The sequence below is a fragment of the Streptomyces sp. NPDC003300 genome, from assembly GCF_040610915.1.
Taxonomy (GTDB): Bacteria; Actinomycetota; Actinomycetes; order Streptomycetales; family Streptomycetaceae; genus Actinacidiphila.
Window position 1 is genome coordinate 188,282 of sequence record NZ_JBEXNE010000016.1, and the last position, 12,000, is coordinate 200,281.

Annotated in this window: 9 protein-coding genes; 2 read left to right on the plus strand and 7 right to left on the minus strand. The window is 75.2% G+C overall.

Annotated elements, in window-relative coordinates; genetic code table 11:
- Positions 1–18: 18 nt before the first annotated feature.
- The 4 genes from ABZX65_RS23500 to ABZX65_RS23515 form a co-directional block, all read right to left on the minus strand.
- The gene (locus ABZX65_RS23500) at positions 19–1,299 is read right to left on the minus strand and encodes an AAA domain-containing protein (protein WP_355343301.1); all 1,281 of its coding nucleotides are present in this window, start codon (positions 1,297–1,299) and stop codon (positions 19–21) included.
- 110 nt (positions 1,300–1,409) lie between these two features.
- Positions 1,410–3,068 (minus strand): hypothetical protein, encoded by a 1,659-nt coding sequence (locus ABZX65_RS23505; protein ID WP_355343244.1) that lies wholly within the window; start codon positions 3,066–3,068, stop codon positions 1,410–1,412.
- The gene (locus tag ABZX65_RS23510; RefSeq protein WP_355343247.1) at positions 3,059–4,261 is read right to left on the minus strand and encodes a hypothetical protein; all 1,203 of its coding nucleotides are present in this window, start codon (positions 4,259–4,261) and stop codon (positions 3,059–3,061) included. Before ABZX65_RS23510 ends, ABZX65_RS23505 begins: the two co-directional genes overlap by 10 nt.
- Before the next feature lie 21 nt (positions 4,262–4,282).
- Positions 4,283–5,383 carry a phosphatase PAP2 family protein gene (locus ABZX65_RS23515; RefSeq protein ID WP_355343250.1) on the minus strand — a complete coding sequence of 367 codons (1,101 nt, stop codon included), beginning with the start codon at positions 5,381–5,383 and terminating at the stop codon, positions 4,283–4,285.
- 325 nt (positions 5,384–5,708) lie between these two features.
- On the opposite strand from ABZX65_RS23515, the gene ABZX65_RS23520 reads away from it, so the two are divergent.
- Positions 5,709–6,398, plus strand: a complete 690-nt coding sequence (locus tag ABZX65_RS23520; protein WP_355343253.1) for a TetR/AcrR family transcriptional regulator — start codon at positions 5,709–5,711, stop codon at positions 6,396–6,398.
- A gap of 109 nt (positions 6,399–6,507) precedes the next feature.
- Positions 6,508–7,101 (plus strand): histidine phosphatase family protein, encoded by a 594-nt coding sequence (locus ABZX65_RS23525; RefSeq protein ID WP_355343256.1) that lies wholly within the window; start codon positions 6,508–6,510, stop codon positions 7,099–7,101.
- A 64-nt stretch (positions 7,102–7,165) separates the two neighbouring features.
- Here ABZX65_RS23525 and ABZX65_RS23530 read toward each other — a convergent pair whose 3' ends face one another.
- From ABZX65_RS23530 to ABZX65_RS23540, 3 genes are all read right to left on the minus strand, one after another.
- Positions 7,166–8,458 (minus strand): alpha/beta hydrolase, encoded by a 1,293-nt coding sequence (locus ABZX65_RS23530; RefSeq protein ID WP_355343259.1) that lies wholly within the window; start codon positions 8,456–8,458, stop codon positions 7,166–7,168.
- Between the two features lie 223 nt (positions 8,459–8,681).
- Positions 8,682–9,359 (minus strand): response regulator transcription factor, encoded by a 678-nt coding sequence (locus tag ABZX65_RS23535; RefSeq protein WP_355343262.1) that lies wholly within the window; start codon positions 9,357–9,359, stop codon positions 8,682–8,684.
- On the minus strand, positions 9,323–11,308 hold the full coding sequence (locus ABZX65_RS23540) for an ATP-binding protein (protein ID WP_355343265.1): 1,986 nt from the start codon (positions 11,306–11,308) through the stop codon (positions 9,323–9,325). Before ABZX65_RS23540 ends, ABZX65_RS23535 begins: the two co-directional genes overlap by 37 nt.
- Between the last annotated feature and the right edge of the window lie 692 nt (positions 11,309–12,000).

Consider the following 12,000-nt stretch of genomic DNA (forward strand, 5'->3'; position numbering starts at 1 on the left):
TCGGGTGAGCGACCGCGCTCACGGCCGCCAGCTCACCCGGTGTTCCGCGAGGTGCGCCAGGACCGCGTGGTTGGCCTCCCAGCCGTCGGGGAACTTGACCGTGACACCGAGCTGGACCGGCTCGGAGGACGGGTGCTCGTCGAGGAGTTCGGCCACGCCCGCGCGGCACACCACGATGCACGCGTGCCGGTGCCGGGAGGCCAGCACGCACAGCCGCCCGGTCTCCAGGTGGAACGCCGTGGCGTCGGGGCGGCCGGACAGCGGGTGCAGCACCACGGTCACGTCGAACTCGCGGCCCTGGAGACGGTTCGCGGTGTCCACCGTGACCCCGGCGACGCCGACGTCGGCCAGGGCGGCGCGCACCGCCGCCGCCTGGTCCCGGTGCGCGGTGCCGACCGCGATCCGGTCCGCGGTCAGCGCCGCCGGGCCGGGATCGGGCGCGGAGTACGTCAGACCCCCGCGGTCCAGCAGCCGCCGCACCACCGCGGCCACCGCGCGTACCGCCTCAGGGTCGGTGCGCGGGGTGTGCCGGGCGGGCAGCTCCAGCAGCCCCCAGCCGCTGGCCGCCGCCTCGTCCAGGACGCGGTCGGGCCCGCCGCCGTCGCCCGGCACCCCGAACACCAGCCGCCGGTCGCCGTGGTCCGTACCGCTCCTGAACGGGGTGTACGGGTAGAAGGCGCGCGACACCAGGGGCGCCGCCGACGCGGGCAGTCGCCAGGACACCGGCAGCCGGTGCTGCGGCAGCCCCGGATTGTGCGCGAGCAGCGTCACCACCGCGCTCGCCGACGGGTCGTAGCTCAGCCCCGCCCACTGCTCCGCGCCGACCACGCTGAACGGGTCCAACTGCCCGGGGTCGCCCACGAACAGCGCCCGCTCGAACAGCCCCGCCACTTGCAGCAGCGCGTCCGACCGCATCTGGTACGCCTCGTCCACGATGGCGTGCCGCCACGGCTCGGTGTCCTTCACGTACGCCCACTTCGCCGCGGTCGCGATCACCACCTCGCAGGCCCGCAGATCCGCCACCGAACTGGACTTCATCAGCGCCGGGTGCCGGTCGAGCGCCTTGTCGGGCGGCGACTCGGCGCCGTGCAGCCGGCCCACCGGCAGGTCGGGCTCGGCGGTGGCGAGCCGGTCCGCGAGGTCGTCGACCTGCGCGTTGGTCTGCGCGACGATCATCAACGACTCGCCCGCCGCCGCCAGTTCGCGTGCCGCGCGCACCACGAGCGTCGACTTGCCCGCGCCGGGCGGCGAGTCGACCACGACCCCGCGGGCGGTGCCGTGCAGCGTGCTCTCCAGGATCGCGGCCGTCGCCTCGGCGGCGGCCCTGCCCGCGTCGAACCCGTCCTTTCTGTCCCACCTCTCCGGTACGTGTCCGTCCGTGTCCGGGCCGTCGGCTCGCACGGGCTGCGTCACAGGTAGTCCTCCGCGGTCACGGGGTCGGGCGGGTCAGCGGTCGGCGGTGTGCCGGGCGGCGTCCCGGCGTCGGGCGGGCCGCCGTGCGTCCACGGTGTCTGCTCCGGCTCCGGCAGCCCGGGGCCGCCGCGCGGATCGTGCTCGAAGAAGGTGAAGTCCACCCGGTCACCGGCCCCCGGCACCGACCCCTCCTTCGGCGTCCGCCCGCTCCCCATCCCCCCGGTGAGCCGCACCACCACCACGAACCGGCCTTCCGGCCCGGCCGCAGGACCGCCGCCCGGCGCGGTGGCGCCGCTGCCGTCCGGGGCCACCGAGACCACTTCGGCGCTCTGCGCGGACTTGGCACCCGGCACGGAGCGGTACGCCTTGGTGCCGGGCTCGGCCTGGGGGAGGTCGTGGGTGCGGATGGTCAGGAGGGGGCGGGGCATCGGCCGCTTGCCCTCGGAGTACGTCATCTCGACGCCGATGACCTCGCCCGCGAACGCCTCGCCCGCCAGCCGCCTGGCCGCCATCGTCAGGGGGTCGTCCAGCGCCTCCTGCGCGGAGACCCGCGCCTGGGCCGTCTCGCGGCCCGCGAGCTTCTGCGCGGCGGCGATGGCGCCGTCCCGCTTGGGCTGCGGCGGCTCACCCGCGCGCAGCCGGTCGCGGTGCCCGGTGAACGACCAGCGGTCGCGCTTCCACCGGTCGGCCACATGCGCGCCCTCGGGCAGCGCCCGCAGCAGGTCGAGGCCGCGCCACACGTCGTCCCAGGTCGGCCGGAGCTGGGAGCCGACCAGCCGCCGTACCTCCGCCTCGGCCGCGGCCAGCTCAGCGGCGGCCCCGGCCGGGTCGGCCTCCGCCGCCGTACGCGCCGCGTCGTAGCGGGCCATCGCGGGGGCCAGCACACGGTTGTCGAAGACCGGGTCGGTCGCGGGACCCGCGGGCGGGCTCAGCAGCAGCCCGTCGGCGGCGCGGTCGGTCTGCGCGCGCTCGGCGGCGACCGCCCCGTCCAGCCCGTCCGGCGGGTCGATCCAGCCGAGCAGGCCGCCCAGGTGCTGGTCCTCCATCGAGCTCTGCCCGGTCGCCCAGTGCCGGGTCAGCAGCTCCGTCATGGCCACCAGCAGCGCGCTGCCCGGCGTACGCGCCCGCTCCCCGTAATGCGTCAGCCAGCGGCCGAGCAGCGGCACCGGCACCGGGACGGGGTGCGGCGCGTCCGGGTCCTGGACCGTCCGCAGGAAGCGCGTGGACCGGCCGAGCAGGCGGACGTACTCCAGCGCCGCGCTGTTCGGCACCACGATCTGCGGCGCGTCCGCGCAGACCTCCGACTCTCCCCCAGCCCGGCGGCTGGGAGGTGCCCCCACGCGGTTGCGGGTCGCGGGCTCCACCTCGACGTCGTCCGCGTACGCGTCCATCAACGGCAGTACGGCGCCCGCGAGTCCGGCGAAGAAGCCGAAGCGCAGCTCCCGGTCCAGCGGCTGCGGCACCACCAGCAGCTCGGGCGCCGCCCGGTCCGTGCCCACCATCGCGCCCAGCGGCGCGCCCGCCTCACCGGCCGTCGTCAACGGCACCAGCACCAGCGGCCGTTCGGCCAGGTGCCGGTGGCGTACGGTCGCCGCGGGCACGGCCCGGCCCGTCGCGACGGCCTCGGCCCGCGCGAGCGTGTTCATCAACGACATGGGGCACCGTCCCGTACGGCGGCGTCGTCCGGTGCCTGGTCCCGTACGGCCGCCTGGGCGGGCAGCGCGGGTGCCTCTTCCCGGGCGGACAGCGCCTCGGCCCGCAGGGCCGCCGCCCTGCGCAGGGCCGCCACCGCCGGGTCGGCCGGGTCACCGGCCTCACCGTGCGCGGCCGACAGCACCGCCTCCACCGTCGTCAGGGTGCCCAGCTCGCCGCGCAGACTGCGGCCGAGCGACTCCACGCAGCCGTCCGCCCGGGACCGGTCACGGCAGTGGTACGCCAGCTCGCAGGTCGACAGGCACTCGGGCGCGTACGCGGCGGGCACCGCGTCCACGGCGGCGGTCAGGTCGATCCGCGGCCGGGTCGGCGTACTGCCGTCCGCGCCGTACCGCAGGTCGAAGGTGGTGCCCTCGGGGAGGGCCGCCGCGATCTCCTCGATCCGGGTCAGCCGGGCCAACTGCCGCCGGGTGACCGAGAGCTGCTTGCGGACGTCGACCCACTCGGCGGTCGGCAGATTCGAGAAGTCCTTCGGGCAGACCAGCAGGACGTCGGGCCGGGTCCGGCCGGCCGCCACCTCGTCGAGCGCGAGCACGTACACCGCGGACTGCCGGGCCGCCGCGCCGACCTTCAGCGCGTCCGCGCCGCCGTCCAGGATCGGGAAGGACTTGATCTCCACCACCGTCCAGGACCCGTCGGGCCGCACCGCCACCGCGTCCGGCTCCAGATACGCCAGCGACCCCGCGACATCGAGGGCCAGCAGCGGATGGTCGAGCAGCGTCCAGGAACCGGCAGGTGCCTCGGCGAGCGCCAGCCGCGTACGGGCCGCCCGGCCCTCGGGCCCCGCCGCCGACAGATCGGGGACCTCGGCGGACTCCGGAATCCCCGCCGCCGTCTCCGCCGCGCCCAGCAGCCGCAGCAACTCGGCGCAGCCGTCCCGTTTGACGCGGGCCTCGAAGGCATGGCCGCGCGAGAAGGCGAAGCGGGACTGGCCGAACCGGGCGGGCGCGCCCAGCACTTCGGCGACCGCGCCCTTGTCGACCCCGGCGGCGTCCAGCAGCGCGCGGCGGCGGCAGCCGGGGTTGGCGGCCAGCGCGGCCAGCGCCCGTGCGTCGAGCGGCCGTGGCGCGGTGTCGGGGCCGCGCAGCGCGGCCAGCCGTTCCCGCAGCGAGTGGTGGTGGTGCGTAGTGCTCACCCGCGAAAGTGTGGCACTCGGCTACGACATCCGGCTCTGTCCGGCGTGTTCGCCCGCCGCCCGCGGGTCGTCGGCGTCGTCCGGCCCGTCCGCGCCGGGCGGTACGGACACGGTCCGCGGCTTCGGTACGGAGGCGCCGCCACCGGGCGCCGGAATGCTCGCGGCGACACCGCTGACACCCGTGGCATGCGTGCCGTTGGACACCTGCGTGCCGTTGGACACGTGCGTGCCGTTGGAGACCTGCGCGGTATTGGCGACGTGCGCCGTATTGGCGACGTGCGCGGCGACCACCGCGGACGACGCACCGGACACCGGCTCCGTCTCCTCGGCCGTCGGCCTGCCCAGGGCTTCCTTCACGCGCGCCAGCAGCCGGTCGGCGACCCGCAGCGCGGGCTTCGCCAGCAGATAGCCCAGGCCCATCACGGCGACACCGGCCACCGCGTCCAGCAGATAGTGGTTGGCGGTGCCCATCACGACACACGCCGTCGTCACCGGGTAGAGCACGCCCAGGGTGCGCACCACCCTGTTCCGCCCGTAGCGCCACAGGATGATCCCGCACCACAGCGACCAGCCCACGTGGAGGCTGGGCATCGCCGCGTACTGGTTGGTGAGATGTCCCATACCGCGCGGCGCGCTCGCGTCGGTGCCCCACCAGCCGTAGGAGCCGTACTGCGCCATCGTGTCGATGAAGCCGTGCCCGCCGCCGATCAGCCGCGGCGGCGCGGTGGGCGCCACGGTGAAGCCGACCAGACCGATCAGCGTCGAGATCATCAGCCACGTGCGCGCCACCCGGTAGTGCGTCGGGCGGCGGCGCCACAGCCAGATGAGGATGCTCGGCGTCACCACATAGTGCAGCGACGCGTATGCGAAGTCCGCGGGCACGCCCAGGAAGGCGTGCTGCGTGAAGAGCTTGTTGAACCAGCGCTCCGGATCGATGTGCAGGAGCTGCTCGAAGTGCAGGATGTCCGCGCCGTGTTCGACGGCGTCGTCCACATCCCCCCTGACCAGCAGGCGGGCGCCGGAGTAGAGCGCGTAAATCACCGCGATGAGCGGCAGCTCGGTCCACCAGCGCAGCTTCCCCCGGTAGGCGGCGGCGCGCGGCGCGGTGGCGGTGATCGTCATGCGGGCGTCTCTCCAGGTTCTCCGAAGGCCGCGGGCGGGCGGTCATGGTCTTGGCGCGTACCCTCTACCGTACGACGTACGCTAAACGCCACGTACACCGGCCCAGAACTACGGAAGAAACTCCGACATCGTACGGTGTTCAACGTTCCGTAGCAGGGGTATGTGCAGTCGAGGACGCCCGGTCCGCTCTCCGGGTTGCCTTCCTCGGCGTATTCCTCGACGTGTTGGCGACGTTCCGGCCTCGGCGTACCCCGTCGCACGAGGCACCCCAGCGTGACTGTTGTACGACTGAAGTACGACTGAGTACGAGAAACAAGAGAATCGGATGTCCGTCACCCAGCCGGTCCGCTCCCCACGGCGCCGCGCTCCCCGCAACTCGCTCAACCCCGACCGTATCCTCGACGCCGCGATCACCCTCCTCGACCGCGAGGGCGCCGAGGCGTTCACCATGCGCGCGCTCGCCCAGGAACTCGGCGTCGGCACCATGGCGGTCTACTCCCACTTCCGGGGCAAGGACGAGATCAGCGACGCCGTGGCACAGCGTCTGATGGACACGATAGAGCTTCCGCCCACCGGCACGGGCGACCCGCGAGGTGAGCTGCGGGAGGTCTGCCGCGGCGTCTACGGGCTCTTCACCGAGCACCCCTCCGCGCTCCAGCTCCTCACCATCAGGCCGCTGCGCGGCGACGACGCCATAGCCGTCATCGACCGCATGCTCGACCTGCTCAGGCGCGCCGGGCTCGGCCGCGCCGACGCGGCCCACGCGCACGTGGCCCTGATGCAGTACACCGTCGGCTCCGCTCTGTGGAACACCCGGCGGGCCCGCGCCCTGTGCGAGGACGGGGTACGCGACCGGGTCCGCGCCAAGATCGACGCCCTGCCGCCCGACGTCTACCCCGCCCTCGTCAGCCTCGCGCCCGAACTCCTCTGCGCCCAGGACCAGGGGTCCGCGCAGTACGAATTCGGCCTCGAAGGGCTGCTGGAGGGTCTGCTCGGCGGCGGCCAGGGGCTCTGAGGGCGGGGACGGCGGGGCCGTGAGGGCGGGGACAGCGGGGCCGTGAGGGCGGGGACAGCGGGGCCGTGAGCGATGATGGGAGCCCGTTTCCTAGGAAAGGCACCGCCGCATGGCTCCGCGCATTCTTCTGGTCAGACACGGCCAGACGGAATGGTCCCTGTCCGGGCGGCACACCGGCCGTACCGACATCCCCCTCACCGAGGAGGGGCGGCGCACCGCCCGGATCCTCGGGGAGCGGCTCGCGCGCGGGCCCTGGAACGGACTTCCCGACGTCGAGGTCCGCACGAGTCCGCTGCTGCGGGCCGCCGAGACCTGTGACCTCACCGGTTTCGGCGGCGCCGCCAAGGAGTGGGACGCGCTGGTCGAATGGGACTACGGCGACTACGAGGGCCTGACGCCCGCCCAGCTCCAGGACCTGCGGCCCGGCTTCACCATCTGGCGTGACGGCGTGCCGGGCGGCGAGGCGCTGGCCGAGGTCGCCGCGCGCGCCGACCAGGTCGTCTCCTGGGCGCGGTCCGCCGAGCGCGACGTCCTCGTCTTCGCCCACGGGCACTTCCTGCGCGTCCTCGGGGCCCGCTGGCTCGACCTCGACCCGTCCTTCGCCGGCGCCCTCCGCCTCGACCCCGCCTCCCTGTCCATCCTCGGGTGGGCCTACGGCGCCCCGGCGATCGAACGCTGGAACGACACCGGTCACTTGGCGTGAGGCCCTGACCGCGCCCCGCACCGTCCCCGCGCCGTCCCCGCGCCGTCCCCTCCGCGTCCTCGGCTCAGGAGGCGGGCGTCGGCAGGGGGCGGTCCAGGAGGAAGGACCGCAGGAGGGCGGTGTAGAGGGCGGGCTGGTCGTGGGAGATGGCGTGGCCCGCGTCCTTGACGCGCACGAGGCGGGAGTCCGGGAGGGTCTGCCGGTACTCCTCGGTCACGGCGGGCTTGATGAAGTCGCAGCTTCCCCGCATGACCAGGGACGGAACGCGGATCGCGCGCAGCCTCGGGCGCGGGTCGGGGAGCTGCTCGAAGTCCTTGACGGTCATCTGGTTGCTGTAGAAGCCCTGAGGGTTGGCGTGCGCCTCCGAGGCCGCGGCGTCCGCGCAGGAGGTGGTGTCCTTGCCGAGCAGGGCCACCTCGTGCATCCAGTGGTCGAGTTCGCCGTCGCCCACCAGGGCGTGCGCGGCGCGCGCGTTGATCTGGAGCAGCAGACTGGCGGCGATCAGCCGCGGCTTGCTGTCCAGCCGGTCACGGGCCGCCCGCTGGGCCGGTGTCAGGTGGTCCCAGGGGTCCCCCGCCGCGGAGCCGGGGAATTCGTGGCCCCACAGCGCGCCGGGCGAGGTGAACACGGCCTTGGCGACGTGCGTGCCGTGCGCCAGCAGGTACTGGGCGGCCAGCGAACCGCCCCACGACTGGCCGACGACGATGATCCGGTCCGCCCCGATCGTGCGGCGGATCGCGTCGAGGTCCGCGACCTGGCGCGCCACCGTGTACCCGGTGACGTCGGAGAGCCGGGTGGAGCGTCCGGCGCCCACCTGGTCGTACGCGTAGACGTCGAAGCCGTCCGCGGCCAACTCCCGGCCGCCGGTGGGGATGCCCTCAGACGGGGTGCCGGGGCCGCCGTGCAGGAAGACGACCGGGGTCGGCCTCGGAGTGCCGACGGCGGGTGCGTGCACATAGGCGATCCGTGAGCCGGTCGGCAGATTCCAGAATCTGACGTCCGCCGGGACCGGGGCCGAGGCGGAGGTCGGCATCGGGCGGAAGACCGTACCGGCGGCGAGCGCGCAGACGCCGAGGAGCAGGACGCCGGTGAGGACGCAGGTCGCCCGCAGGCCGCCCTTGCCGAGCAGGGCGAACGCCCCTCGGCCGAGCGCCGCGGCCGTCCCCGCGGCGACCACCAGGCCGCACAGGGCGAGCAGCGGGACGTTCGCGGTCGCGAACGCCGCCGCGAAGAAACCGGCCGTCGCGGTGACGGGCGTCAGCGCCACCGTGATGACGAGGAGGACGCCGCCGAATATGCGGCGCGCGAGCGGGGGAAGCGCGGGAAGCGGGGGAAGCGGGGGAAGTCTCAGTGCCATGCCGCCGAGGCTAGGTACGCGCGGGTCACCCGGTCGTCGTGCGCCCGGACGACCGGCGTCCGGCGAAATCCGCTGGTCGGCGGGGTCCCGACCCCCGCCGCGCGGCGGGGGGCCCGACCGGCCGCGGTGGCTCAGATCTGTCTCGTACGGGGGCGGGGGCGGCGGATTCAGCCGGCTCCGCGGCGGCTCAGATCTGTCTCGTACGGGGGCGGGGGTCGCGGATTCAGCCGGCTCCGGGGCGGACCAGACCCGTCTCGTACGCGGCGATCGTCGCCTGGACCCGGTCGCGTACGCCCAGCTTGCCGAGGACCACGGCGACATGGTCCTTGACGGTGGCCGGGCTGATGCCCAGGACGGCGGCGATCTCGGCGTTGGCCAGGCCGCGCGCCACGTGCCGCAGGACCTCGGTCTCGCGCGGGGTGAGGCGCGCCAGCCGCGCCGGGTCGGCGGGGACGGGCCCGGCGGCGTACCGCTCGATCAGCCGTCCGGTCACCGCGGGGTCGAGCAGGGCGGCCCCGCCGGCCACCACCCGTACGGCGTCCACGACCCGTTCCGGCTCGGCGTCCTTGAGCAGGAAGCCGACGGCCCCGGCGCGCAGCGCGGCGAACACGTACTCGTCGAGGTCGAAGCTGGTGAGCACGATGACACGGGTGGCGGGGGCGCCCGCGACGATCCGGGCCGTGGCGGCCAGACCGCCGGTGCCGGGCATCCTGATGTCCATCAGCGCGACGTCCGGGCGCAGTTCGAGGGCGAGCGCCACCGCCGACTCCCCGTCGTCGGCCTGGCCGACGACCGACAGGCCGGGCTCCGCGTCGACGATCGCCGCGATGCCCGCGCGTACGACCGCCTGGTCGTCGGCGACCGTCACCCTGATCGTGATGGGAACACCTCCGGCAGCCATACGCGCACCGCGTCGTCGTCGGTCCTGGTGAGCGTACCGCCCACCGCGTCGGCCACCGCCCGTACCCGGCGCAGGGCGCCGGGGCCGCCGGGCGGCGGCGCGGTGAGTTCGACACCCGCGTCCAGGCGCAGCACGGTGAGGGTGACGCCCTCGGCGAGCAGCAGCGCCGCGACCCGGTACGCGGCCACCCCCACGACGACGGTCACCGCCCGGTGCGGCCCCCGGTAGCGGACGGTCGCGCCGTACCGGCCCGCCAGCGCGGCGATCCCCGCCACCGTGGGCGGCGGAGTGCTCACGCCGTCCCGGCCGCGCAGGTCACGCAGGAGTTCGCGGAGCGCGCCCAGGGCCGCGCGCGCCTCGTCGAGAACGGTGTCGAGCCGTCCCGCGTCGGCCGCGTCCGCCACGTTCGCCGCGTATTGCCGGGCGGTACGCAGCAGGCCCGCCGCGATCAGGCGGCGCTGGTCGCGTACGGCGGCGTCGGCGTCCCGTTCGAGCCGTTCCCGCCCCCGCGCCGCCACCGCCCCGCGCCGCTCCCGCCGCCGGGCGGTGGCCAGACCCAGCCACCACAGCGCGAACGACGGCACCGCCAGCAGCCCGGTCAGCGCCGCCCAGGCCGCCGTCCTGCTGCCGGTGATGCCGTCCGCGCTGGCCAGCGCGAGACCGCCGGTCACGGCCACCGCCACCGGCGCCATCAGCCCGCGCCGCACCGCCAGATACGCGCCCGCGCTGAAGACGAACGTCAGCTCGACCCACCAATAGACCAGGAAAATGTCACTGACCGGCGGCCGGGTCCACCCGGCCCTGTCGCACCCCCACCACAGCACCAGCGCCGACAGCACCGCCACCAGCCCCGCCCCCGGCGCCCGCGACCGCCACCCCAACGGCACCGCGTGCAGCCCGGACAGGACCACCACCGGCACGCTCGGCAGCAGCCCGCGAAACGAGTCGGGCACGTCGTCCGAGAGCAGGCTCGCGCCGAGCGACAGCGCGACGGCCAGGACGACCAGCGCCCAGTCGAGCGCGGTGGGTCCCCGCCACAGGGGGCGGCGGCGGTCGGGTGTCCCGCCGGGTGTCCGGCCGGACGCGGCTTGTGCGACCGGGAGTTCGGCCCGCACCGTCCAGCCTGGGCCGTCCGGGCCGTAACGGAGCGTGCCCCCGGCGGCGGCCACGGTCGTCCGCAGACCGGCCAGGCCGTGGCCCGTGCCGAGGCGGGGTTCGAGCGCCGTGCCGCCGCTGTCGCCGACCGTGACCGTGACCACGCCGGGGGCGGCCTCGACGGCGATACGGATCGCCGAACCGCGGGCGTAGCGCGCCGCGTTGGTCAGGGCCTCGCGCACGACGCGGTACGCGAGGGCGGCGGTCGGCGCGGGGACCGCCGCGGCGGTGCACTCGTAATGGGCGCCGGCCTCGGCGGCGAGGGCCGCGACGGCGTCGAGGTCCGCCGTTCTTTCGTCCTCGTGGTCGGTGAGGACGTCGAGTTCCGCGATCGCCTGGCGGGCGGCGGTGCCCGCGTGGCGCAGCGCGGCCGCCGTGCGCTCGGGGTCGGCGAGGCGGTGCGCCGCCGCGGCGGAGACCACGATCGCCGTCAGGCGCTGGGCGGCGACGTCGTGCAACTCGACCGCGAGTCGGTCGCGTTCCGCGAGGGCCGCGAAGCGGGGGATCTGGGGTGCGCCGGTACGGTACGCGGCCAGGGCCGAGCGCTCGGCGCGCCTGCGTTTCCGCGAGCGGCCCAGGGCCCACGCGACGGCCGCGGCGCCTGCCGCCACGAGGGCGGTGCCCGCGACGTTCCACGGCCTCAGGCCGGCCGCGGCGGCGGTGGCGGTGGCCATCGCGACGGCGCCGGCCGCGGCGGCGGCGGCGAGGCCGGCGGTGCGGTGGCTGGCGAGCAGGTGCAGCGTCAGCAGCGCCGCGGTTGACGCGGCGACTCCTGCGACGGTTCCACCGTCCACCGCCCCTCACCCCCTTCCCGCACCCTAACGAACCCGCCTCCGCCCTTCGTTGTCCTGCTTCCTTTTCCCGCCCGCCCACCCGTGCGGGTGCTTGGTCGTCTGCGGGTGCCGCTTGTGCCTGGTCGGTGCCGGTCCGGGGTACCTCCTCGAAATCCGTATCACCTGGCCTTTGCGCATCCGGTACCCGGCCGTCAACGTATTTCTGCGGGGGCACCCCGGCCCGTCCCCTCCTCGCTCGTCGGCGTCCGCCTGTCCGGTGGGGGTGGCGGAGGGGGGTGGGTGGGTTCGGGTGCGTCGGCGTCCGCCTGCCGGTGGGGGTTGCCGGGGAGGGGGTGGGTGGGGCCGGGTGCGTCGGCGGCTGACGGTCCGCTGTGGTGGTGGAGGGGGTGGGTGGGAGCCCGGGTCCTGCGCGCCCGACTGTCCGGCCGGGTGGGCGAGGGGGGTCGGGGCCTGGGGGAGGCGACGGTCTGGCGGGGTGGGCAGGGGTGGTGTTGGGTGCTTGGGGGAGGGCCGAGGTCTTGCGGCTTGCTGGGAGGGGGCACCGGCGCAGGGCGGCCCGCCGAAAGAATCCCCCTCCCGGCAACCCCCACCGGCGGGCGGACGCCGACGTACCGGGAGGGGACGGGCCGGGGTGCCCCCGCAGAAATGCGGTGACAAGAAGGGCACTGGATACCCACGACCAGGTAGCCGCA